Consider the following 23,759-nt stretch of genomic DNA (forward strand, 5'->3'; position numbering starts at 1 on the left):
GAGAAGGATGATGCATCTTCGAAGCGTCCTGTTAGTGGCACTTCTATCCGTTTTGTCCGGGATTCTGCATGCCCAGGCCATATCCATGGGCGGGATTCACGACGACATACCTCGATTCGAGCTCGGAGCCAACTATAACTATTTCCATGCGAACGCCCCTCCAGGCGAATGCGGCTGCTTCTCGCTGAGCGGAGGCAGCGGAACAATACTCATGAACGTGACCCCGAGGTGGGCCGCTGTAGCGGATATTGCTGTTGCGCATGCTAACCAGGTGGACAACACTTCTCAGAATATCACCATCGTCAACTATCTCTTTGGTGCGCGATACACTCGCCGCAACTCAAGTAGATTTGTTCCTTACGGGGAAGCGCTGTTTGGCGGCGCGAAGGAGGATGTTAACTTTCAGTTCACCATCAATCGCAACTCGTTTGGCCTAGCAGCAGGAGGAGGCGTAAGCGCACAACTTAAGCGACGATTGGGTGTTACCCTGGCTCAATTTGACTATGTCTACACCCAGATCCCGAACGCTAAGAACGATCGCCAAAACAATATCCGAGTAAGTACCGGCGTCACCTATAACTTTGGTTTCAAGTAGCTTGACATCTGTCGATTTTAAGTACTTCTGCTTTACCAATTCAATCATGTAGTCTATCCGTGCACCCCTTACTCACTAATGGGACACAACTAAATTAGTGATCTCGTTGACCTGACTAGCAATGTCGTTCTAGGTAGGATTCGCAAAAAGATCTTACCGAGCAGGTGACCGTACCAAGCGATCCGCCAGATTAAACTACAATTGATACCGAAGGTAGGTCTTTTCGGATCAGCTTCGGATGCCTTTGTAGCGAAATCCATACACAACCGAGCCCGCTGCCAGGATCAGCCCGGCTGTCCGCATCTCTCGCAGGAAGTTCGGTCGTGAAAAGAGGATGAAGACAAATCCACCCAGCGCCAGCAGCACAGGCAGCGGATACGCTGGCATCCGGAACCCTCGCGTCTTGCGCTCGCGGCGATGCTTTGGTAGCAACGCGGCTGTTCCCTGTAGTAGGAATTGAAACAAAATGCGAATCACTACAAGAGTCGTGATGACTTCCTGCAACCTGAAGATGCAGCACGTCAGTGTTATGCCACCGAGGGTCAAAAGGGAATGCATTGGGACTCGATGTTTCGGGTGTACCGCGCCAAACCATGAAGGGAAGTTACCATCTCGTGCAGCAGCGAAAGGGATACGCGAGTATCCGAGCAATAACGCAAACACAGATGCAAGTGCTGCCAGAGCGATTAGCAGAACGATCACTCCGGCGGCAGTATGCCCATACAGCTTCTCCATGAAGACGGCCATAGTAAACGTACGGGCGTGGCTGTCGCTGTACTGTGCCATCTCTCGCCATGGGAGCACGCCGAGAACGCTAATGTTCATCAGCACGTACAGAGTTGCGACAAGACCGATTGAGCCGAGCACTGCGCGGGGGATGGTTTTTGCGGGGTCGCGGACCTCGGCGCCTAGGAAGCAGACCCCGTAATAACCCCAATAATCGTAGGCTGAGATCAGCATTCCAGCGCCGAGGCCCGCGAAGAATGCATGGTTGATGTGAAAGGCGCCGGGCGGAAAGTCGAAGGCTAGACGAGGGCTGAAGTGCATAAATCCAACCACGATCAGTAACACCAACGTGAGACCTACAACGACTCCAAGCCAGCGTGCGATTCGACCGATGGCGAAGATGCTCCGGTGCAGAATGATCAGAGCAGCAACGCATGCACTCATCGCAATCAGCGTCTGTCCGCTTAGTACTACTGGAACCCCAAAAAGCGATGCGGATGCAAAAGGGTGGCCCGCGTTTGGAAGAAAGAAGGAGACGTATTGTGCGAATCCGATGCATCCTGAGGCGATCGAGAGTGGCGCGCTGATCAGGACCTGCCACGCGTAGAGAAAAGAAAACGCCCGGCCCCAGGTCTTCTCTCCATAGAGGTGCTTTAGGTAGGCGTAGGAGCCGCCGGCCTCAGGGTAGGCGGTGCCGAGTTCGCTCCAGATCAAGCCGTCGCAGAGAGACAGGAGGGCACCCATCATCCAGCCGAGCATCGCCTGCGGTCCGCCCATGACTCCGACGATCAGAGGGAGCGTGACGAACGGGCCGACTCCGACCATGTCGATGACGTTGAGGCCGAGCGCAGCGCCGGTTGAGAGGCCGCGATGGAGCTCATTTGCTCTGGGCTCGGAGTTCATCCGGCGCTGGCCACGATCCGTTTGCCGAAGAGTGCGGTCCCGACTCGGACGCAGGTGCTGCCTTCTTCGATGGCTACCTGGAAGTCGTTCGACATTCCCATCGAAAGCTGCGTCAGCTTCGGGAAGCGAGCGAGCGACTGGTCTCTCAGGCCGCGAAGGTCGCGGAAGTAGGGCCTCGCCAGCTCTGCGTCCTCGGACCATGGTGGAACCGTCATCAGGCCTACGGCTTTGATCGACTCGAGCGGCTCCATCGCATCCAGGAGAGCGGGTAATTCTGCCGGAGCGAATCCATGTTTTGACTCCTCGTGGCTCAGCTTAACCTCTACCAGGATTGGCAGCTTCTTTCCTAGTGCTTTAGCGGCTGCGTTCAGCCGTTGTGCGATCTTCAGCGAGTCGACTGCATCGATCGCGTGGAATAACTCGGCTGCGCGGGCTGTTTTGTTGGATTGAAGCGGGCCGATGAGATGGAATTCAGCGTCAGTCAGTGCGGCGAGATGGAGAGATTTTTCTTGAAACTCCTGTACCCGGTTCTCACCGAAGAGGCGCTGTCCGGCGGCGTAGGCCTCCAGGATGACCTCGACCGGATGGACCTTGCTGACTGCCATCAGGGCTACTTCGCTGTAGGAGCGATTGGCTCGGCGGCAGGCTTCGTGAATCTGTTGATGGAGGTGCTCGAGGTTTCCGGCGATGGACATGCTCTTTGCATCTTATCGTTAGCTTCCAATTAGATTGACTGGAGACAGAAACGAACTATGTGGACCATCTTTTTGCTGATTGGGTCGAATATTTTTGTGACCTTCGCCTGGTATGGTCACCTCAAGTTCAAGGAGGTGCCGCTGTGGAAGGTGATCCTGGTCAGCTGGGGCATCGCCTCTTTGAGTACTGCCTGCAGGTACCAGCCAATCGGATCGGGTCGAAGACCTTCAGTCCGGATCAGCTCAAGGTGATTCAGGAGGTGATTACGCTGACGGTGTTTGACGTCTTTTCGACCTTTTACTTTGGCGACAAGTTGCACTGGAACCACTTTGCTGCCTTTGGGTGCCTCGGCCGGCGCGTTTTTTATGTTTCACAAGTTCTAGACCTCGGCTGACCCTCACCCCCCTCCCCCTGGGAGTATTTTTGGCGTAAAGTATTTGGATGGAGTGGTTTACAGAAGTAATAATATACTTGACTGAATAAGTCTGCTATGATTCTGCATGCCTTACTGCCGAGGTGCGCATCTCAAGATCAAACGGGCCGACAAACACATTGCGGATCTTGAATCTTGCATTCACCGCCTGAAAAAAGGACTGATCGTTGCGGCTCATGTAGACGCGAGTAGTGGATGTGAATACATCGAGTGCGACTTTGCAGGTATCGAGGAAAGAGATATTCGAGATGATCTCGCCACAATCATCGGTGACGCCGTCCACAATCATCGGTGACGCCGTCCACAATCTTAAGTGCGCTCTCGACCATGTTTGGCTTGAGACGATTACCCGCCTGATCCGGTCCTACGATTGGGAAAAGACTAAGTTCCCCGCCTATCCCACCTCTGATTTGCTTGAACTTAAGCTCAGGGAAGTGACCGCCCTCCGCGTAGGAGGTCCGTCCGGCAGGACATCAGCAGGGCAGCCGAACCGGAACCCCAGCACGCTGCAACTCCGCCTTCAACTCCCGTGAGTCCGTCACGCCGAAGTGAAAGATACTAGCCGCCAGCGCCGCATCCGCTCTCCCCCTTCCAAACACCTCAACAAAGTGCCCTGCAGTCCCCGCACCACCCGAAGCAATCACCGGAATCTGCAACGCCCCGCTCACCATCGCGGTCAACTCACAATCGAAGCCACCCCGCATCCCATCGGTATCCATCGAAGTCAACAGAATCTCCCCCGCCCCTCGCTCCTCCGCCTCGTGAACCCAATCCAACACCCGTCGCCCGGCAGCCTTCCGACCACCACTCACAAAAACTTCAGCCTCTTCCACCCCGCGTCCTTCAATTCGCCGAGCATCGACCGCCACAATCACCGCCTGCGCTCCAAAGCTTCCACCGATCTCTCCAATCAACTCCGGCCTCGCAATCGCCGACGAGTTAATGCTCACCTTATCTGCGCCCGCATCGAACACAGCCGCAGCATCCTCCGCACTTCGAATCCCTCCACCAACCGTGAAAGGCACAAACAGCGCCGCAGCCGTCCGTTTAACCGTCTCGAGCAGTGTTCCGCGCCCCTCATGTGTAGCCGTAATATCCAGCAGCACAATCTCATCCGCCCCAGCCGCTGCATGACGATGCGCCAGTTCCGCAGGATCCCCCGCATCCACGATGTCCACGAACTGCACGCCCTTTACCACGCGTCCGCCGCGCACATCGAGACAAGCAATAATCCGCTTCGTCAGCATCGGCTATCCCAACCTCATCGGCACCGCCGCAGGTACCGCAACCAACTCGCCTTCACATACAATCCGAGCCAGCGAGTCCCCATTCTCGATCACCGCACCATGCTCCACAAACCACTCCACCAGAAGACCCTGCCGCGGCGCTGGCACATGAAACTCCATAGCCCCATCGGTCAGCGTACAAACCGCCTGCCCGGTTCCCACAAGCGACCCGGCCGGCACCAGCTGCTGCACAAACGTATAAGAAGGTTCTTCCGCCGCAATCTTCAACTCATACAAAAAAGGCATATTCTACAGCTCCACAAAGTTCTTCAAAACCTGTAATCCCACCGCGCTCGACTTCTCAGGATGAAACTGCACTCCCATCACATTGTGCTTCTCGACCACTCCCGTAAACGCCCCGCCATATTCTGTAACCGCTGCAGTTGCATGAATCACCGGGGCGCGCCACGAATGAGTGTAGTAAACAAATCCACCATTTTCGATCCCACGCATCAACCTGGAATCAGCACTCACCCTCTCAAGCGAGTTCCATCCCACATGTGGCGACTTCAACTCCGCGCCCTCGAACAGAGCAGGGAACCGCTCGCACATTCCCTCAAAGTGTCCCAACCCCTGCACACCCGGAGCTTCGGTCGAACCCTCAAACAACCACTGCAACCCAACGCAGATCCCCAGGAACCATGAGCCCTTAGCAACACTCTCCCGCACCGCATCCGCCAACCCAAGCTCGCACAACAGGGAAGTAGCCCGAAAGTGTCCTACCCCTGGCAGCACCACCTTCGCCGCTCCAGCCACCACCGCAGGATCCTGAGTCACCACCATCTCGCGCGCACCAAGATAGTGCAGCGTCTTTACAACACTGGCCAGGTTTCCCGCTTTGTAATCGATAATCGCGATCATACAATCAGCCTTATTCGTACATGTGACGAAGAAGAAAATTAAGTCCGCTAAAGTAGTCCCTTCGTACTCGGCAACATCTCCCTCATCCGCTCATCCCGAGAACAGGCCCCACGCAGCGCCCTGGCAAACGCCTTGAAGATCGCCTCGATCTTGTGATGATTGCTGCGCCCATACATCGTTTTCACGTGGACATTTGCTTTGGCGCCGCGCGCGAAGCCGTCGAAGAAGTCGGCCAGCAATTCGCTCTGAAAATCTCCCACCAGCCGCACCTTCACTTTATCGTCGACAACATAAGCAACTCGTCCACTAAGATCTACCGCTGCGACAGCAAGAGTCTCGTCCATTGCCATCACAAAGTACCCCGCGCGCATGATGCCCTTCTTGTCACCCAGCGCTTTCCCAAATGCCTCGCCAAGAGCAATCCCCACGTCTTCCACGGTATGGTGCTGATCGACATCAAGATCACCCGAACACTTCAACGTGAGATCAAACCCTCCATGGCGCGTAAACAGCTCCAGCATGTGGTCAAAAAAACGAATGCCGGTCGACACTTTGTACGCACCTTGCCCGTCAATAACGAGGCTCAACGAGATCTGCGTCTCTGTAGTATCGCGCTTGATTATTCCAGAGCGCACCTTCAAAGTCTTCGCCGCCGTCATACCGCAGCGCTCCATTCAATCTCCTGGAGGGAAGTCTTCAACGCATCCAGTCCACGCGTCACGTGTTCTTCAATTCCAATGGTGATGCGCACAAAACCATCACATCCAGGATCGGTCGATCGATCTCGCAGCAGTACCCCTTGCCTTCTCATCGCGCCTACCAGCGCCGCATGCTTTGGCCCAATATTCATAAGAACAAAGTTTGCATGACTAGGAAAGAAGGGAACCCCCAGCTCTCGCAGCCCATCCATCATTCTCTGCCGTCCAATACGAACCTGCTCTGTGTACCAGGAAAGATATTCCTCATCGGCAACAGCAACTGGCAGACAAGCCAACGCTACTCCATTCACGTTATACGGCGACGACACCTTGCGCAGACTCTTCAAAAGCGCTGCATTCCCGGCCAACAAGCCGACTCGCAAACTAGCCAATCCATAGGCCTTTGAAAACGTCCTGGCTACGATCACGTTCGGCACCGTCGACAGATCTTCAAGTATCGACTCGCCGTGGAAATGGTAGTAAGCTTCATCAACCATCAACACCGCGTGAGGAGCCGCAGCGGCGATCGCCAGCAGATGCTCTTTGCTCACCGTTGCTCCGGTCGGATTATTTGGCGAAGCAACGATAATCAGCTTCGTCTTATCCGTGATAGCAGACATAAAGCGTTCGAACGGAAACTCCATCGTCGCATCTGCCTGTACCTTTCGCAGGTGAGGCGTCATCATCTTGATACTCACGTCGTACATGAAAAATGTCGGGGTCGCAATCAGCGCTTCGTCATCCGCCTCGAGAAACGCCACACACATAAGGTGAATCGCTTCATCGACGCCGTTTGTCAGCAGTACCTCCTCTGTCTTTAATCCGAAATGCGTTGCAACGACCCTCTCCACCGGTTCCCTCTCGGGATACTTCGTTAGCCCCTCGGCTGTAAGCGCCAGTAACTTCTCTACGACCCGTGGCGAAGGCGCAAACGTGTTTTCGTTGAAGTCCAGACGCAACGCGTCACGTCCAGCCAACGGGGGATGGTACTCCGGCATCTCTAGTACAGCCTTGCGCGGCTGCACGATTTTTCTATCTGTAACCAAGTCAGTAGCAAGACTCATTTCATCCTCACCCGCACGCTCTCTGCATGTCCCTTCAGTCCCTCAGCTTCCGCCAGTGCGATCGCATGGGGACCCAACTTCTTCAATCCTGTCTTCGTGTACTGCTGCATTGTAATGACCTTTACAAAATCCACCACACTCAATCCACCTCGGACTCGGCCGAAGCGCCCGGTCGGCAATACATGATTCGGTCCTGAGACGTAATCACCCATCGACTGCGGCGCGAACGCTCCGACAAAAACAGATCCAGCGTTCTGAACCCACTTCAGATCCGCCTCCGAATCGACGGTTAAATGCTCTGGCGCGAGTCGGTTCGTTAGCTCCTGAGCTCCGCGTACTGAGGCGGTCACAAATAAGCATCCGCGCGCCGCCAGTGACTGCTTCGCGATCTCATTCTCTCGCGTCCGCAACTTCACCTCTGCCTCAACAGCCTTCGCCAGCTCTTCCTTGCTCGTAATCAGAACAGCCAACGTCTCCGGGTCATGCTCTGCCTGCGCAACCAGATCTGCCGCGATCCCCGCCGCGTTTCCGCTTTCACTGGTTACCACAATCTCCGTTGGGCCAGCCGGCATATCGATCCCGCATTCATCCGAAGCCAGGATTTTGGCCGCAGTCACATAAAGATTTCCCGGCCCAACAATCTTATCGACTCGCTCAATAGTAGTCGTGCCGTAAGCCATAGCTGCAATCGCCTGCGCTCCGCCCACCCGATAAAACTCCGTTACCCCGGCGAGCCATGCCGCAGCCATTGTCTCTTTTGCGGGCTTCGGCGAACACACCACAATCCGTTCCACCCCAGCGACTTGCGCAGGAATCACTGTCATCAACAGCGTCGAAGGCAGTGGATAGCGCCCTCCCGGCACATAGCAGCCAACGCTGCCCAACGGCCGCACGATCTGCCCCGTCCTCACTCCATCCACCGGGGAGATCGTCCACTCCTGCGGCAGCTGCGCCTCGGCGAATGCAAGAATATTTCCTCGCGCCACCATCATCGCCGCTTGCAGTGCCGGTGCAGTCGAATCCCAGGCCTCCTTCATCTCATCCCGCGACACCAACAACGTCTGACCCTTCGCAAGCCCATCGAACTCTACCGCATACTTCGCCAACGCCCGATCGCCGCCCTTGCGCACCGTTGCGAGAATGCGTCGCACCACTGGCTCCACGCGCGCCGTGTTCACAGCCCCTCGCCGCTCCAGCGATTCGATCAATGCATCTGCCGCATCTTTGCCGCGGCCAAACGTCTTTACCAGCTTCATCACAAAACTCCAGAGGCAACTCGTTAGCCTAAAGCAGGAACGATCTTCTTACAGCACAACCTTACTCAGCGGATACTCAACAATGCCGGTAGCACCTGCAGCTTTAAGCTTAGGAATCACCTCGCGCACCAAAGCTTCATCCAAAATCGTATTCAACGCGACCCATTCCTGATCGCTCAACTGCGATACTGTCGGCGAGTTCAACGCAGGCAACTCACCAACGATCTTCTCCAAATCGGCCTTCCGCGCATTCAACATCAAACCAACTCGTCCCTGTGCAGCAATCGCGGCATTCAGCATCAGGGAGATATTCTCAATCTTCTCCCGCTTCCAGGCATCTTTGTACGCCGTTTTATTTGCAATCAACTGGGTCTCGCTCTCCATCAGCGTCTCGATAATCCGCAGCCGATTCGCGCGCAACGACGACCCTGTCTCGGTCACCTCGACAATCGCATCAGCCAGAGTAGGAGGTTTCACCTCGGTCGCGCCCCAGCTAAACTCCACCGTCACAGGAATCTTCTTCCCGGCAAAGTACCGCTTCGTAAACTCAACCAGCTCAGTAGCAATAATCTTCCCCGCAAGGTCCTCCGGCTTCTGGAACGGTGAGTCTTCCGGCACCGCCAGGACCCACTTCACCTTCTGACGGCTTTGTTTCGAGTAAGTCAGACTCGTGACGTACTCCACGTCCGTCTCATTCTCTAGCACCCAGTCATTACCCGTCAGCCCGGCATCCAGCGCCCCATGCTCCACATACCGCGCCATCTCCTGCGCCCGCACCAGCATGCATTCAATCTCCGCATCATCGATAGAAGGGAAGTAGCTCCGCCCGTTAGCGAAGATCCTCCACCCAGCGCGTTCAAACAGCGCAATCGTCGCGTCCTGCAGACTGCCCTTCGGTATTCCCAGCTTCAACCGCTTCGTTTCGCTCACTTCGCCTCCATCGCAATATTTTTCGTAAAGCAGCTCACTGTACCCTCGTGACAAACCAACCCATCGCCCTCGACTTCAACTTTGAACAAAAGCGCATCGTTGTCGCAGTCGGTCGACGCCTCGATCACCCGCAGCCGATTACCGCTGGTCTCACCCTTCATCCAAAGCTTCTGCCGCGTCCGGCTCCAGAAAGTGACAAATCCAGATTCCAGCGTCTTCGCGTAGCTGACCTCATTCAAAAAACCGAGCATCAGCATCTCGCCCGTCTTCGCATCCTGAACGATACCCGGGACAAGGCCATCCATCTTCGCAAAATCTATCTTCACTGTATTCACCATCTCAGTCTCCCATCTTCATCCGCGCAAGAAAAAGGCCCGCTCGCGGTATGCGCGTCAGCGGGCCTTTCGAAATCCTTAGTAAGCGTTCGTTACTTCGCCACTCCGGACACAGCCGCCAACACGCTCTTTGCGTGATGATGCGAATGGCCGTGATGGAGGTGCAGTCTGCTCATCTCCCCTTCAGGGTAGCGTTCAGCCTTGGAGAAGTCAACCCGCGCAGCGCCAGCCGCACACTTCATCGCCCTTAACCCAACTTGTTCGTTGACGCAGCCCACACACTCTCGTACTCTTCCGCTGTAAAGTATTCAGCCCAAAGTAGGAGATCCAAGATGCTCACTCTTCGCCACAAACTTCTCGCCGCCGCGCTCCTGCTCTTCGTCGCCCCGGTCTTCTCGGTTGCCCAGGCCTCCAAAGCAGGCACGCCAGCCGCCGCCGCAGCCGCCGCGCCGCTCGACATCAACACCGCCACCGCTGACCAGCTCAAGGCCTTCCCAGGCATCGGCGATGCTTACTCGAAACGCATCATCGACGGACGCCCCTACACCGCAAAGAATCAGCTCGTCACCAAGGGCGTCCTCCCCAAGGCCACTTACGACAAGATTAAGGACCAGATCATCGCCAGCCACCCCAAAAAATAGGCGGTAGCTCGAGCCCTTGCTCAGGCGGGCATCCGGACCAGGATGCCCGTCCCATTTAACCCGTTATCTTTATCCTCGAAACTCCCACGCCGCTGCTACCATCTCTCCAACTGGCCTATGCCCCAGAGATCCGCACGCCTCCAGTATTTTCTTCTCGCCGTCGTAGCCGCACTTGCGCTTCTGCATGCGTACGGTGCTGCTATTCGCGACTTCAACGTTTTCGTGCACGGCCAGTCCATCGTTCGAGCCCCGTTCGAAAGCGGCGCGCGCCTGGCGACCACGACCAACCTCCGCGAAGAGGCTCTTGCCGCAGGTATCAAACCTTTCGACACCATCCTCACTATCAACGGCCAGCCGTACACCAGTCGCAGTATGCTTCTCGGCCAAATCCGTCGCGCCTCGCCGGGCGACCCAATGACAATCACCTACCGCCACGGCTCTGACGCAGCAATCGAATCAACCAGCATCCGACTAGCCGCGCCTCAGTCCCAGAAGCTCTCGCCCTTCCAAATCTCAGTCAACGTCGTATTCGCCGTATTGCCTTTCTTCTGTCTTCTCATCGGTTTGTGGGTGGTCTTCGCTCGTCCGAGAAATTTAAATGCCTGGCTAATTCTGGGGATCCTCTGCTACTTCGACGCTCTTATCATCAACCCGACCCTGATCGTCGGACCCTACCTCCTTCCCCTCGCCTTGACCTGGAATATCGTGGCGCAGGCGGCAATGCCGATCTGCCTTATGTTCTTTGGGGTCTACTTTCCTGATCGCTCACAAACCGATATCAAGTTCCCCTGGGTCAAATGGGTCATAGCGATTCCCCTCATCCTCCTCTGCTCCACGGATTTCATCGCCAACTACGGCGACATGTGGAGCTTCGCTTCGATCTCCTGGTTCGTTCCTTACATGTACCCCGTCAACGTTACGGAAAATGTCTTGAGCGCCATCGCAATCTGTTGGTTCTTCTTAAATCTCGGTCCAAAGATCGGGCAAGCCACCGGAGATGCCCGTCGCCGCCTCCGCGTTCTCTTAGTCGGAACTTCGGTCGGACTCACCCCACTGTTTCTCCTCCTTGCGGTATCCATCTTTCGCGAAAGCGACGTTGGACAGGGAATCCCTGAGTGGGTCAATATCTCCGTCTTCCTCACTCTTCTTATGTTCCCGCTCTCGCTCGCCTACGTTGTCGTCGTACAGCGTGCAATGGATCTTCGCATCATCATCCGCCAGGGAACCCGCTACGCCTTCGCCCGCGAATCTCTTACGGTGGTACGAGTTGGACTCGCCATTTGGTTGGCCTTCTCCCTCAACGACTTCTTCAGGCACCCCGACCATCAACGCAACGACATTATTCGCATTCTCTGCATCATCGGAGTCTTCTTCGCCTTCCGCTTCGTCGTCTCCAAACGTCTGCAACAGATGATCGACCAGCGCTTCTTCCGCGAGGCTTACTCCACCGAGCAGCTTCTCTCCGAGCTATCCGACGAAGCCCGCAACTTCACCGAAGTAGCTCCGCTCCTCGAAACCATCACACGCCGCCTCAGTTCAACCCTGCACATCGACCGCATCGCCGTCTTCCTCCGCTCCGGCGATACCTATCATCTCCAACTAGCCACCGGAATGGCCATGCCCGCCGCTGGTGGACCCCAGTTCTTCTCTCTCCCGGCCGCCTCGACCACCATCACCACGCTCAGCCGGGCTAAAGCCCCCGCCAATGTCTATCGCGACGACCCTTCCAGCTGGCTCATCGACGCCACCGACGCCGAACGCAACGCCCTCAACGACCTGTCCACTGAGCTCCTCGTCCCGCTACCCGGCCGCACTCGCCTCGCCGGAGTCATCGCCCTCGGCCCCAAAAGCTCCGAGGAGCCCTACACCAAAACCGACCGCCAGCTCCTCCAGACCATCGCCTCCCAAACCGGCCTCGCCCTCGAAAACGCCGAGCTCCTCCAAAACCTCACCACCGAAGTAGCCCAGCGCGAACGCATCTCTCGCGAGATCGAGATCGCCCGCGAGGTCCAGGAGCGCCTCTTCCCGCAGACCTATCCCAAACTCTCAGGGGTAGATCTCGCAGGATTCTGCCGCCCCGCTCAGGTTGTCGGAGGCGACTACTACGACTTCTTCCTCCTCCCTTCAGACTCAATCGCAGACTCCCGTCTAGCCCTCGCCCTCGGCGACGTCTCTGGCAAAGGGATCTCCGCCGCGCTCCTCATGGCAAGCCTCCGAGCCAGTCTTCGCAGCATAGCCGGCCTGCAGCAGAGCGATCTCGCCACGCTCATCTCGAATGTCAACAAACTCGTCTATGAGTCCTCCACGGCTAACCGCTACGCCACCTTCTTCTACGCCGAATACGATCCGATCAACCATCTCCTCACCTACGTCAACGCCGGCCACAACCCTCCCTACGTCCTCCGCGGCACCGAAACCATCGTCCTCGAACCCACCGGAACCGTAGTCGGCCTCCTCCTCGACGCCGAATACTCCCAAGCGACGCTCCAACTGCATCCCGGTGACGTCCTCCTCGCCTTCACCGACGGCATCTCCGAAGCCATGAACCACGATGAAGAAGAGTGGGGCGAAGACAACATGCTTGCATCGGCCCGCCAACTCCTCAACCGCCCGGAGTGCACCACAACCGCTGACCAACTCCTCACCTGCATCTTCGACGCTGCCGACAAATTCACCGCCGGGGCTCCGCAGCACGACGACATGACCCTCCTCGTCTGCACCATCAGCCGCACAGCTACCAATAATTGAAATCTCCAACCGCAATCCAGTCACGCCGCTTTATGAAGTGAATCAGCGCATCTCTGCACCGTGCGGCAATCGGTCCGACTCGCGCGTTACAAAGTCCTGGCAATCACAAACAAAATCTGATGATTACCCCGTATCCCACAGATTGGTCATACCCTCCATCCGTTCTGCACTCTCCTGCGTAGTGAAATCGAGTAAAGTGGAAGCAGCGCGGCGCCTCCATCAACTTGAGGATCACCAGTCGACGGTCTATGTTCAATCTCATTCATCTCGTCCGACCCGTCGCTCGCGTCGCCGCGGCCATAGCGATCCTGCTCACACTTAGCGGATGCGGAGCCATCGTCAACACCGCTCCCGCACCTCAGGTTCGCGTCGTCACCGCCTCCCCTGACGCTCCCAGGCTCGACATCTATCAGGGCTCCAACGCCCTCGCTCACAATCTCGGCTTCGGCACCATCACTTCCTACATTCCGCTCTCGCCCGGCAGCGACACCATCGCTGCAAACACCGCCGGAACCAGGCAGCTTCTCTCCATATCCAGAATGAACTTCGCCTCTTCCGGCCAATACACCGTTCTCATCGGCAGCACCGCCGCCTCCATGCAACAGCTCACCCTCACCGATCAGAGCCAACCCGCACCCCCGGGCCAGATCGCGCTCCGTTTCCTCAACCAGGCCACGCGCTCGGGCGCCGTCGACATCTATCTCGTCCCCGCCGGTCAGAGACTCACCGCCGTCGCGCCCATCGTGACTAGCATTCCCTTCGGCGCGAACACCGGCTACCTCAACATCCCGGCCGGTGCCTACTCTTTCGTCATGCTGCCCGCAGGGACCGTCCCCCCCAATTCCTCTCTCGCAATCTACAACGGTTCGCAAGTCACATACTCCTCCGGCTCAGCCCACACCATCATCCTCATCGATCAACAGCCGGCCTCCGCACCGGGCCTCCAGGTCATTACCGCCAGCGACTTCGACCCCGCCACGAACTAAACGCCCGCCAGGCCGTTCTCGCAAAGTAAATCCACAGCAAGCCTCGCGCATACCCATAGAGCGCGCGAAAGTCGCGGCGTTTCGAAGAAATATACTTCTTCGATTTACCACAACACCCGCAAAGCCCCTGTGTCTATTCCCTCCGTAAGCGGTAGCAGCAAGATTGAAGCGACCGCAATAAATTACAGGAGCGCCACCATGAACCTCACCAAACTTGCCCTCATCGCCTCTCTCACTCTCGCCCCCGCCGCTATCTTCGCGCAGACCCCCACCCCTGGCCAGAACGACTACAACATCAACCAGCGCAAAGCCGACCAACAGCAGCGTATCGGCCAGGGCGTTCAGAGCGGCCAGCTTACCGCCGGCGAAACCGCTCACCTCGAGCATCAGGAAGCCGGCATCAATAAAGAAGAGCGCGGTATGCGCGCCCAGGACAACGGCCAGCTCACCAAATCCGACCGCCAGACGATTCACAAGCAGCAGAACCAGGAATCCCGCCGCATCTACCGCGACAAGCACAACAACAAGGTGCGGTAACGGATACGCCTCCCCGATCTTCCACTGCAATCCTGAATACTGAATGAACGTGCCTTGTTCTCTCCATGCAGCAAAACAAAAAGGCCGCCGAGGAACTCCTCAGCGGCCCTTTGTTTCGTCTTGAAGCTTAGTACCGGTAGTGATCCGCCTTGTACGGTCCTTCCACCGGAACGCTCAGGTAATCCGCCTGCTTCTTGGAGAGCGTCGTCAGCTTCACGCCGATCTTCTCCAAATGCAGCCGTGCAACCTCTTCGTCCAGCTTCTTCGGCAGAATGTAGATCCCGATCTTGTACGTATCCTTGTTCTTCCACAGATCAAGCTGCGCCAGCGTCTGGTTGGCAAAGCTGTTCGACATCACAAAGCTCGGATGCCCAGTCGCGCAGCCCAGGTTCACCAGCCGGCCCTCGGCCAGAACGAAGATGCTGTTGCCGCTCTCGAACGTGTACTTGTCCACCTGAGGCTTGATGTTCAGCTTCTTCACGCCCTTCAGCGCATTCAGCGGCTCCATCTGAATCTCGTTGTCGAAGTGGCCGATGTTGCACACAATCGCCTGGTCCTTCATCAGCTTCATATGCTCAACGGTAATGATGTCCACGTTGCCCGTGCAGGTAACGTAGATATCGCCACGGCCCAGCGTCTCTTCAATCGTCGTGACCTCGTACCCTTCCATCGCAGCCTGCAGCGCATTGATCGGATCGATCTCCGTTACGACCACTCGCGCCCCAAGGCCACGCAGCGAAGCAGCCGAGCCCTTGCCCACATCGCCGTATCCGCAAACGACTGCAACCTTACCCGCAATCATCACGTCAGTCGCGCGCTTGATGCCATCCACCAGCGATTCGCGGCAGCCATACAGGTTGTCGAACTTCGATTTTGTAACCGAATCGTTTACATTGATCGCCGGAACCAGCAGGGTGCCCTTCTCGAGCATCTTGTAGAGCCGGTGGACGCCCGTCGTCGTCTCTTCCGAAACGCCGCGCCACTCCTTCGCCACATCCCGCCAGCGCCTCGGATGCTCGGCATGCACCTTCTTCAACAGAGCCTTGATCACATCCTCTTCGGTCGAGCTCGAAGGCGAGTCAATCCACTTGTCGCCCTTCTCCATATCAACGCCCTTGTGGATCAGCAGCGTCACATCGCCGCCATCATCGATCACAAGCTGTGGACCAAGCAGTCCACCCTTTCCATCAGGGAACTTCAACGACTCATTCGTGCACCACCAGAACTCCTCCAGCGTCTCGCCCTTCCAGGCAAACACCGGCACGCCTGCCGCCGCAATCGCCGCCGCCGCATGGTCCTGGGTTGAGAAGATGTTGCAGCTCGCCCAGCGCACATTCGCGCCCAGCGCCACCATCGTCTCAATCAGTACAGCCGTCTGGATCGTCATATGCAGCGAGCCCGTCACGCGAACGCCAGCCAGCGGCTTACCCGCGGCATACTTATTGCGGATCGACATCAACCCGGGCATCTCCTGCTCGGCGATCTCAATCTCCTTCCGGCCAAAATCCGCCAGAGAAATATCGGCTACTTTGTAGTCCGCTGCTGCCTTATCGACTGTCGCTGTCGCCATAATAGGAAACCTCAAAATGCTGAATTTTTACTTGATCCAGAATATCATCGCAACCATTATTCCCCGATGAAATAAGCGTCGCTGCAATTGGCCCCATCGAACTCTTCCTAAGTCTTTTCAGTGAGATGACCATGCTCTGTGTTTATCAAAATCACGCAGCCGTTAGACATCTCAGGGATGCAAAGCAATCAAGAAAACTTGGCCCACGAAAATAGCCTAGTGCTCATTCTCCGCAATCGCCCGAGTCTCTTTACTCCTTGCCACCAGAGCCAGCCCCGCAGCACCCAGCGCCATCGCACTGATCAGATACAGCCCCCCGGTAAAGCTCTGCGTCGCATCTCGCAGCCGCCCCGTCATATATGGTCCCGCAAATCCCCCCACTCCCCCAATCATCTGCAGGATCGCCACCGCCCCCGCTGCCGCCGTCCCACTCAGCATGCTCGTCGCCAACGTCCAGAACGGCCCCATCATGCTCCAGAGTCCAATCGCCGCCAGCGTCATCGCGCACAACGCAACTACCAAAGCATGCGCCCACGCTGCCCACGCAAACCCCACCGCCGACAACGTCAGACATCCAGCAATATGCCATCGCCTCTCATTCCGTCTATCCGAACTCCACCCCACCACCACCGTCATCACCGCTGCCGCCAGATAAGGAAACGTCGCGTAGCGCGCAATCAAGATCGCATCTCGCTCCCCGCCATGCGAGAAGCTCTGCAGAATAAGCGGCATCCACAGATTCACGATGTACACACCCACTTGACTCACAAAATAAACACCCGCAAGCACCCAAAGCGCCGGCAATCGAAATGCATCGAGCAGCTTATGGTGCGTCGATGCCCCAAACCGCTCCTTATCCCTCTGCAACTCCCCCTCAAGCCACGTGCGCTCCTCAGGCCGCAGCCAACCCGCCTTCGACGGCCCATCCTTCAACACAAACAGCACCGATATCCCCAGCAGAATCGTAGGAACTCCCTCCGATACAAACAGCCACTGCCAACCTGCCAATCCCCCCACTCCATCCAGCTTTAGCAGATAACTCGAAAGCGGCCCACCCACCACTCCCGCCAGCGAAGTCGCCGTCATAAACTTCGCCACCGCCCGCGCCCGCTCCTGCGTAGGAAACCAATACGTCAGGTAAATAATCATCCCCGGGAAAAATCCCGCCTCACTCACACCCAGTAAAAACCGCAGCACATAGAACGACTCCTTCGAGTGCATAAACATCATGCAGGTCGAGATCACGCCCCAAGAGATCATGATCCGCGCAATCCATATCCGCGCACCAACACGCGTCAGCATCAAATTACTAGGCAGATCGAACAGCACCGACCCAAGAAAGAAAATCCCCGCGCCCGTCCCATACACGGTATTGCTGAAGTGCAGATCTTGCTGCAGATCATAAGCAGCAAACCCCACATTCACCCGATCCAAATACGCCACAATGTAAAGCAGAAAAATATAAGGAATCAGCCGCCAGGTAATCTTCGAATAAAGCGCCCGTCCATCCACCGCCATCTCAGGAACCGCTTTCGACATCGCTTTACTCTAATCTTTCACGTGCGCAAGATCGAGAATCTTCTCGGGTGAACACAAGGCAGTAATTGAGAGCATTCTTTGTGAGTACAATCCCCAAATGTTCAGTTTGAAGACTTATGCGCAAGCTCCTGGGTGTGGAGCGCACTCCCCAGTACTGTCCTGCGCATTCTCAATACCTCCAGAGCTGCCGACACTGTCGGTCAGCCGAAAAGCGAGTTGCGAAAACATGGGGACGTTACTGGAACACCGGCAGTTCGCCGAATCCCTACCTAAATCCTCCCAGCTCTGACACAGTCCCCATTTCCGTCCGACTCCGGTTTCACTGGGTTCGGCGCTGGAGATAGCGGCGGGGGAGGCGCTAGTTTCTAGCGTTGTCTCACTCTCGACGGATCGATCCATTAGTCGTGGCTATCGCTTTAACGCGCCGGCGGAATAATCTGCACTCGCTTTGACTCTGAATAAGATCGCCATCCTGCGAACGCCAAAAGCACAAACAGCCCCGCGAACCCAAGTGCCACGCCGAATGCACCCGTTACTCCCAGCAGCGTGACCCAGAGCGGATTCGTCTTCTCGGAAAAATAAGCGAACGCCGCAACAATATCCCCGAGCAAGAGCATGAGCGAAAACAGCAGCACCGATACGCTCGCTATGATCCAACTCTTGAACCCATCCGGCAGCGGTTTGCTCCTGGCAGCACTCATCGTGCAATCATTGTCGCTCACCAGCAAACCTCACGCCCGCTCAGCCTCCAGCAGCCGCCTCTTCCGCTCAACGCCCCATCGATATCCAGTGATCGCCCCACCCTTACCCACCACGCGATGGCAAGGCACCGCAATCGCAATTGGATTCGCCCCACAAGCCCCCGCCACCGCACGCGAAGCCGTAGGCGCACCAAGCTGCAACGCCACCTCCGAGTAACTCCTCGTCTCCCCCCGCGGAATCGCCTGCAGCGCCTTCCAGACCCGCTGTTGAAACGCCGTAGCCCTCACATCCAGTGGAAACGTAGCCGCCAGCGGATGCTCCCCAAGCTGACTAGCCACAAACGCCACCGCATCGGCCAGCCATCCCGTATTTCCCTTAGCCACCACCAGCTGCGCCCTCGAGAACTGCTCCCGCAACCCAGCAATCAGCTCCTTATCATCCTTCCCAAACGCAATCGAGCAGATCCCCACATCCGTCGTCGCTACCAGCATCCGCCCCAACGGACTAGCCGCCGTACAGTACCGAATCAACAACCCAGCCCCACCCTCCCGCATCACCCGCGGAGTCATCCCCAGCGTCGCCTTACTCTTCTCATACAACCTGCTGCTCGACCCGAACCCCGCTTCATAGATCGCATCCGTAATCGGAGCCTTCACCTTCTTCGGCTCCCTCACCTTGCTCTTGAACCGCTCCAGTCGAGCCTCTTTCGCATACTGCCCCGGACTCACCCCCAGCACGCGCTTGAACCCACGCAGAATCGTCAGCCGCCCCACGCCCGTAGCCTTCGCCACATCCGCCAGCCTCGTCCTCTCCTCCGCATGATCCTTCAAATACTCCGTCACCGCCGCAATCGCACCCGCCTGCGGATCAGCCTTCGCCTCGGCACTCTCCGGCTCACACCGCTTGCAAGCCCGGTATCCCGCAGCCTCAGCCAGCGCCGGGGTAGGGAAGAACGTCACATTCTTCCGCGAAGGCCGCCGGCTCGCACAGCTAGGCTTGCAATACACCTTCGTGGACTTCACGGCGTACACAAACTGCCCATCCGCGCTCGCATCCCGCCCCAGCACCTGCTGCCACTGCTTCCCGGGAAAGTAACTCGGAACCACCACATCGCTCTTCGCTGCACTCGTCATCGTCATTGTCTCTGTCATTCCAGTATCCTCCCACCCACCGAAGATCCGCACACTCCGTTTCGTGTCTTCAAAGTAGTGAAACCTCTACGGCGTAAACTACGGTCGATGAAACTGCGAACCTCTCTCCCTCTCTCCGTCTCCGCAACTGTCATCTTTGCGGCCTTCTCCTCCGCTCAAAGCCCCACCGATCCGTCAATCACCATCCCGCCGCCCACGCAACGCCCCATCCTCACCGTCACCGGCAAGGGAGCACAGATCTACGCCTGCCAGCAAACCGACTCCGGCCCCCAATGGATCTTCAAGGCCCCCGAGGCCACCCTCACTGACGAATCCGGCCTCGTAGTCGGCACCCACGGCGCAGGCCCCATCTGGATCTCGAAAGATGGCAGCTCCACAAAGGGCGAGCTCCTGCAAAAAAGCCCATCTCCCGAACCCGGAGCGATCCCCTGGCTTCTCCTCAAAGCCGCCAGCCCCACCGGTTCCGGCGTCATGACCCGCGTAGAGTTCATCCGCCGCTCTGACACCCACGGCGGCATCGCTCCCACCACCGGGTGCGACGCCCAACACCGCACCGCCACCACCCGCGTACCCTACACCGCCACCTACACCTTCTACTCCGCCAAACCCTGAACCGCTCCCGCCGAGCCGCGATTCGCCGACGTCACCAGAGGCTCCTGCGCTATCGCACCTGGCAGGCTTGGCACCGTCGTCCCATCCGCGAGCACCTCATAGCTGTCCACATAAAAGTTCGTCAAAATCGCATTCCCAAATGAAGTCGTAATCGCCACATCCGCAGCATCCCGTCCCACAGCCATCAGCACTCGCCCCACCCTCGGTTCGTTATGCCGTGCGTCCATCGTCATCCAGCGCCCATCAAGAAACACCTCATACCATGCGCTAAAATCCCCCGCCCCGCTATAGGGCCAGCGAATATCCCCGAGATACCCCGTCACATACCGCGCCGGAATATTCTGGCACCGCGACAGCGTGATCGCCAGATGCTGATAATCCCGGCAAACTCCAATCCGCTCCGCATAAACATCCATCGCCGTCTTCGTCGGCCGTGCCGTCTTGTAGTTGAACATCACCTTCTCATGCACCCAGTCGCGTATCGCAGAAGCCTTCGTCCACCCCGGCGTCATCCAGCCAAAGAGATCCTGCGAGATCGGCCCAAACATGTCCACCTCGCAGTACCGGCTCGCCAGCAAAAACTGCAATACCTCAGACGGAAGATTCTCCACCGGAGCCTGCTGCGCATAGGCGTTGATCGGATCGGCCAACCCCTCCATCTCCACAACGCTCGTCCCGCTCAAACGAATCGCACCCGCCGGCGTAACAAACCGCGTGCACCGATTCCCAAACACATCGTGGTACTCCGACAACGGAACATCTGTCTTCGCGTCCTGGTCGATATGTTCGACCTTCAGTTCATTCCCCGCGCGCACCTGGGGCTCCAGCGACGGGTGCAGATGCAACATCGCCACCATTGGAGTAGGCATAGGAAGATGAAATTCAATATCGTATTCAGACTTAACAAGCATCGAAAACCCTCATCTCTATTGGGGTTGGTATTGAATGTGATGCAATTAAGCGATAGCCAGCAGTCTACTGCATCTCCCCCTGAACCCCACCACCAAAAAGAAAGAAGCAAGTTCACCAGTTCGAGTCGATCCCGCGGCGTGACCTCACACAAAAGGGCAACGCGACGGTGCGTACATCGCGCCGTGCAGAAAATTTGACTCGGCGACAGGTTGAGGCTCTTTCGGTAAAATGGCGCATCTCGTAAGGTCCGTTTACTTCCGAGGCCCTGCAAATGCAAAGCCCTCTGCCAAATCGCTATACCCGCGCTCTCCTTGCGATCTCCCTAGGGTTTTGCACGCTCCAGGTCTGCACGGCTCAGGCAACAGCGCAGGGGTTCGGCACTACGGATCGCCTCACCGCCAAACTGGTCAAGCAAACGCCTCCTGATTTCCCTCTCTTCGAGAAGCGCGTGGCGTTCAATATCAGCGGAGTCGGTTACCCCGAACTGGCAACCAGCCTCTCCACCAGGGTTGCGGCCACTCTTGCCTCGCGCGGAATCTCTGTCGTCAACGCTTCTGACATAGCCACCCGAATCGATCTCTCTCTCTCCAATTACCGGAACTCAAGAGCACAGGCCGCACCGCCCGAGCAGCCCAAAGCGACCTCGGAACCCCAATCGGCTGCCGACAACAACTGGAATGGCTTCCTGACAGTGACATGTGTCCTGCGCGAGCCTGGAGCCACCCAGGACAGCAAAAAAACCTTCAACGTCGAGGCGTCCCTTGACTCCGGGCGCGCGACCCTTCAAAGTCCAGACGCCGAGCTGCTAAACGCCAGGCTGGTCGACAACTTCATCAGCCTCTTCACGCAAGAGTTCTTCGGCGGCAAGCAGGAGATCGAGGTGCCTCTTCCCGTAGGATCGCTTCGCGAAGCCAGCCTGCTCGGCCAACAAGGACGGTGGTTCGATATGTTCACCATGCTGACCCACAAAGGCCCTCTCCCAAACCCACTGGACGAGTCCTACAGGCTCTATTCCTTGGGAGTCACTTATGAGGCAGTCGCCAACCTCGAGCCTTACTCCTCCACCGCAACCGGACAACTCTTCTCTAATGCTTACATGGCGTACTCTCAGGCTTATCTCAAAAACCCTAAACAACCGGTCTTCATTCAAGCGAGGAGTCGGGTCCTCGCAGCGGATGGCGCCGTAGCCGCTCGTTCGGGCACGCTCTCCATCCTGCAGTCGATGCAGCGCACCGTCGAACAGCAAAACAGGTACTCCGCGTCGGCTAACCAGAGCATGCGGGACGAATTCCAAAAAAATATGGAAGCGCCGTCACGGCCCCTCTCGCCCTCTTTCCCTTGGCCGCCTCCACCCAGCACCAGTATGCAGGTTCTTCCCGAAGACCTCTTCAAGCAGCAGCCTCCCCTGCATTCGATCGACGATGCCAATCACCTTCTCCTCTCTGCGCTGGAATCCAAAGGCTACGTCGAGCACAGCTACTACTCCGTCCCCGGTGGATTCGCCCTTGTCACACGAATCGAGCAGATCGACTCCACCGGCGCGCCCTTGCCGCCTCCGGATCGTTGGGCTCTGGGCAAGGTACAGCTGCGCCAACCTTCTCTCCAGGAATGGGCGAAGGCTCTCTTCAACGCTCGCCCTGGCTTCTACCGGGTCATCGTCTTCGTCATCTCGAACAAACCTTTCAGTCAGAGTGGCGCAATGCCGGAGCAGACCCAGGCGCGGCAATGGATTACAGAGGGGTCAAACGTACTCGACAGCTCAGTCGCCTCCACAGCCATCGCTCCCGGCTACAACTGCACGGCTCTCATCTATGAGTTCAGGCGAGACCTCGACCACGGCACGCTCTTTGTCGAGGACAGCGCGCCGGACGCTCGTACGCAGCTCAAAAACGCAGGTATCTGGTCAGCTCTCTCGCTCCGCTGAGACACGCATTACGTCAGCGAGCTTTCCAGTGGTGCCGCCTTGAAGAACAGCACCCCAATCACTGAAGCCACCAGAGTCTGAACAGGAGCCAGCCAGTATTTGGAGATTCGCATCAGCTCAAAAGAGTCCGCCGCGACGAAAGGTTCTATCGCGATGGTCAGTACGACCAGCAGCAGGTAGACAATCGAGAGCGCATAACACAGCCTCAAAAAAGATCGTCTCACCACATACTTCAGCCGTCGCGCGTCGAGCGCCGTGTAGCAGAGCGCACCGACGATAACGCCCACCGTCGGCATGACCGACCCCAGAAACCACTTCCACGCTGGCTCAGGATCTTCCCCGTAATGGCCCGACAAGGACTGGGCAATCAGTACCAGGCCAATCACTAATGCGGAGATCAGCCAGAGTTTTGAGAGAGACGACCTCACCTGCTCCAAAGAGGCGAGCTCGCTATCGGCTAACTCCTGCATGTTCTTTGCTGGCGCCATAGGTTGATCGATGCGAATGCTTCAAGGGAAGTGTCAAGCCCGACCAGAGTACCCCATCTCCGGCCAATACGACACCCGTCCCTTCGGCTTGCGTCTCAACCTTCGCAAAAACGGTCCTCGGCAAGTCGACATTTCCCCCCAAAAAAAGAGCAGGCCCGAAGACCCG

Annotated in this window: 25 protein-coding genes and 1 pseudogene; 8 read left to right on the forward strand and 18 right to left on the reverse strand. The window is 57.2% G+C overall.

Going from position 1 to position 23,759, the window contains the following annotated elements; translation table 11 throughout:
- The first annotated feature begins 7 nt into the window (after positions 1 to 7).
- Entirely contained in the window at positions 8 to 595 is a 588-nt protein-coding gene (locus RBB81_RS08025; protein WP_353073318.1) for an outer membrane beta-barrel protein, read from the forward strand.
- 228 nt (positions 596 to 823) lie between these two features.
- On the opposite strand, the gene RBB81_RS08030 is transcribed toward RBB81_RS08025, so the two are convergent.
- Both RBB81_RS08030 and RBB81_RS08035 read right to left on the reverse strand, forming a co-directional pair.
- The gene (locus RBB81_RS08030) at positions 824 to 2,224 is read right to left on the reverse strand and encodes an APC family permease (RefSeq protein ID WP_353073319.1); all 1,401 of its coding nucleotides are present in this window, start codon (positions 2,222 to 2,224) and stop codon (positions 824 to 826) included.
- The gene (locus RBB81_RS08035; protein ID WP_353073320.1) at positions 2,221 to 2,919 is read right to left on the reverse strand and encodes a YggS family pyridoxal phosphate-dependent enzyme; all 699 of its coding nucleotides are present in this window, start codon (positions 2,917 to 2,919) and stop codon (positions 2,221 to 2,223) included. Before RBB81_RS08035 ends, RBB81_RS08030 begins: the two co-directional genes overlap by 4 nt.
- Before the next feature lie 57 nt (positions 2,920 to 2,976).
- Between RBB81_RS08035 and RBB81_RS08040 the strand changes: the two are divergent.
- Positions 2,977 to 3,314 (forward strand): annotated as a pseudogene (locus RBB81_RS08040) (DMT family protein).
- A 94-nt stretch (positions 3,315 to 3,408) separates the two neighbouring features.
- On the opposite strand, the gene RBB81_RS08045 reads toward RBB81_RS08040, so the two are convergent.
- The 10 genes from RBB81_RS08045 to RBB81_RS08090 all read right to left on the reverse strand — a co-directional run bounded on the left by RBB81_RS08045 (position 3,409) and on the right by RBB81_RS08090 (position 10,025).
- On the reverse strand, positions 3,409 to 3,642 hold the full coding sequence (locus tag RBB81_RS08045) for a hypothetical protein (RefSeq protein ID WP_353073321.1): 234 nt from the start codon (positions 3,640 to 3,642) through the stop codon (positions 3,409 to 3,411).
- A 184-nt stretch (positions 3,643 to 3,826) separates the two neighbouring features.
- Positions 3,827 to 4,600, reverse strand: coding sequence for an imidazole glycerol phosphate synthase subunit HisF (gene hisF / locus RBB81_RS08050; RefSeq protein ID WP_179581458.1), 774 nt, complete (start codon positions 4,598 to 4,600; stop codon positions 3,827 to 3,829).
- A gap of 3 nt (positions 4,601 to 4,603) precedes the next feature.
- Positions 4,604 to 4,885, reverse strand: coding sequence for a biotin/lipoyl-containing protein (locus tag RBB81_RS08055; protein WP_260736720.1), 282 nt, complete (start codon positions 4,883 to 4,885; stop codon positions 4,604 to 4,606).
- Between the two features lie 3 nt (positions 4,886 to 4,888).
- The gene (gene hisH / locus RBB81_RS08060) at positions 4,889 to 5,500 is read right to left on the reverse strand and encodes an imidazole glycerol phosphate synthase subunit HisH (protein ID WP_179581460.1); all 612 of its coding nucleotides are present in this window, start codon (positions 5,498 to 5,500) and stop codon (positions 4,889 to 4,891) included.
- Positions 5,501 to 5,547: 47 nt separating this feature from the next.
- Positions 5,548 to 6,159, reverse strand: a complete 612-nt coding sequence (hisB, locus tag RBB81_RS08065; RefSeq protein ID WP_353073322.1) for an imidazoleglycerol-phosphate dehydratase HisB — start codon at positions 6,157 to 6,159, stop codon at positions 5,548 to 5,550.
- Positions 6,156 to 7,262: a histidinol-phosphate transaminase gene (gene hisC / locus RBB81_RS08070; protein ID WP_179581462.1), complete on the reverse strand. Its 1,107-nt coding sequence runs from the start codon at positions 7,260 to 7,262 to the stop codon at positions 6,156 to 6,158. Before hisC ends, hisB begins: the two co-directional genes overlap by 4 nt.
- Positions 7,259 to 8,518 (reverse strand): histidinol dehydrogenase, encoded by a 1,260-nt coding sequence (gene hisD / locus RBB81_RS08075; protein ID WP_353073323.1) that lies wholly within the window; start codon positions 8,516 to 8,518, stop codon positions 7,259 to 7,261. Before hisD ends, hisC begins: the two co-directional genes overlap by 4 nt.
- A gap of 48 nt (positions 8,519 to 8,566) precedes the next feature.
- Positions 8,567 to 9,448 (reverse strand): ATP phosphoribosyltransferase, encoded by an 882-nt coding sequence (gene hisG, locus RBB81_RS08080; protein ID WP_179581464.1) that lies wholly within the window; start codon positions 9,446 to 9,448, stop codon positions 8,567 to 8,569.
- A complete protein-coding gene (gene hisI, locus RBB81_RS08085; protein WP_179581465.1) occupies positions 9,445 to 9,786 on the reverse strand; it encodes a phosphoribosyl-AMP cyclohydrolase in 342 nt (113 codons plus the stop codon). Before hisI ends, hisG begins: the two co-directional genes overlap by 4 nt.
- A gap of 89 nt (positions 9,787 to 9,875) precedes the next feature.
- Entirely contained in the window at positions 9,876 to 10,025 is a 150-nt protein-coding gene (locus tag RBB81_RS08090) for a hypothetical protein (RefSeq protein WP_179581466.1), read from the reverse strand.
- A gap of 90 nt (positions 10,026 to 10,115) precedes the next feature.
- Between RBB81_RS08090 and RBB81_RS08095 the strand changes: the two genes are divergently transcribed.
- From RBB81_RS08095 to RBB81_RS08110, 4 genes are all read left to right on the forward strand, one after another.
- Entirely contained in the window at positions 10,116 to 10,424 is a 309-nt protein-coding gene (locus RBB81_RS08095; RefSeq protein ID WP_179581467.1) for a ComEA family DNA-binding protein, read from the forward strand.
- Between the two features lie 117 nt (positions 10,425 to 10,541).
- The gene (locus RBB81_RS08100; protein WP_353073324.1) at positions 10,542 to 13,172 is read left to right on the forward strand and encodes a PP2C family protein-serine/threonine phosphatase; all 2,631 of its coding nucleotides are present in this window, start codon (positions 10,542 to 10,544) and stop codon (positions 13,170 to 13,172) included.
- Positions 13,173 to 13,420: 248 nt separating this feature from the next.
- Complete coding sequence (locus RBB81_RS08105; protein WP_353073325.1) at positions 13,421 to 14,158, forward strand: DUF4397 domain-containing protein; 738 nt, start codon at positions 13,421 to 13,423, stop codon at positions 14,156 to 14,158.
- Between the two features lie 198 nt (positions 14,159 to 14,356).
- On the forward strand, positions 14,357 to 14,695 hold the full coding sequence (locus tag RBB81_RS08110) for a hypothetical protein (protein WP_179581470.1): 339 nt from the start codon (positions 14,357 to 14,359) through the stop codon (positions 14,693 to 14,695).
- Positions 14,696 to 14,822: 127 nt separating this feature from the next.
- Here the strand turns inward: RBB81_RS08110 and ahcY are convergent, their stop codons facing one another.
- The 4 genes from ahcY to RBB81_RS08130 form a co-directional block, all read right to left on the reverse strand.
- Positions 14,823 to 16,265, reverse strand: a complete 1,443-nt coding sequence (gene ahcY, locus RBB81_RS08115) for an adenosylhomocysteinase (RefSeq protein ID WP_353073326.1) — start codon at positions 16,263 to 16,265, stop codon at positions 14,823 to 14,825.
- Positions 16,266 to 16,481: 216 nt separating this feature from the next.
- Positions 16,482 to 17,804, reverse strand: coding sequence for an MFS transporter (locus RBB81_RS08120; protein WP_353073327.1), 1,323 nt, complete (start codon positions 17,802 to 17,804; stop codon positions 16,482 to 16,484).
- Between the two features lie 416 nt (positions 17,805 to 18,220).
- A complete protein-coding gene (locus tag RBB81_RS08125) occupies positions 18,221 to 18,505 on the reverse strand; it encodes a hypothetical protein (RefSeq protein WP_353073328.1) in 285 nt (94 codons plus the stop codon).
- A 30-nt stretch (positions 18,506 to 18,535) separates the two neighbouring features.
- A complete protein-coding gene (locus RBB81_RS08130; RefSeq protein WP_353073329.1) occupies positions 18,536 to 19,657 on the reverse strand; it encodes a bifunctional transcriptional activator/DNA repair enzyme AdaA in 1,122 nt (373 codons plus the stop codon).
- Between the two features lie 87 nt (positions 19,658 to 19,744).
- Here RBB81_RS08130 and RBB81_RS08135 point away from each other — a divergent pair, with 87 nt between their 5' ends.
- Positions 19,745 to 20,269, forward strand: coding sequence for a DUF3455 domain-containing protein (locus RBB81_RS08135; protein WP_353073330.1), 525 nt, complete (start codon positions 19,745 to 19,747; stop codon positions 20,267 to 20,269).
- Here RBB81_RS08135 and RBB81_RS08140 read toward each other — a convergent pair.
- On the reverse strand, positions 20,251 to 21,180 hold the full coding sequence (locus tag RBB81_RS08140) for a transglutaminase-like domain-containing protein (protein ID WP_179581475.1): 930 nt from the start codon (positions 21,178 to 21,180) through the stop codon (positions 20,251 to 20,253). The two genes, RBB81_RS08135 and RBB81_RS08140, sit on opposite strands and share 19 nt — an antisense overlap.
- 272 nt (positions 21,181 to 21,452) lie before the next feature.
- Here RBB81_RS08140 and RBB81_RS08145 point away from each other — a divergent pair, with 272 nt between their 5' ends.
- Positions 21,453 to 23,105 (forward strand): hypothetical protein, encoded by a 1,653-nt coding sequence (locus RBB81_RS08145; protein WP_353073331.1) that lies wholly within the window; start codon positions 21,453 to 21,455, stop codon positions 23,103 to 23,105.
- 8 nt (positions 23,106 to 23,113) lie between these two features.
- On the opposite strand, the gene RBB81_RS08150 is transcribed toward RBB81_RS08145, so the two are convergent.
- Positions 23,114 to 23,593 (reverse strand): hypothetical protein, encoded by a 480-nt coding sequence (locus tag RBB81_RS08150; RefSeq protein ID WP_353073332.1) that lies wholly within the window; start codon positions 23,591 to 23,593, stop codon positions 23,114 to 23,116.
- Between the last annotated feature and the right edge of the window lie 166 nt (positions 23,594 to 23,759).

Origin of the sequence: Tunturibacter gelidoferens (assembly GCF_040358255.1) — a bacterium.
In the GTDB taxonomy this organism is placed as follows: Bacteria; Acidobacteriota; Terriglobia; order Terriglobales; family Acidobacteriaceae; genus Edaphobacter; species Edaphobacter gelidiferens.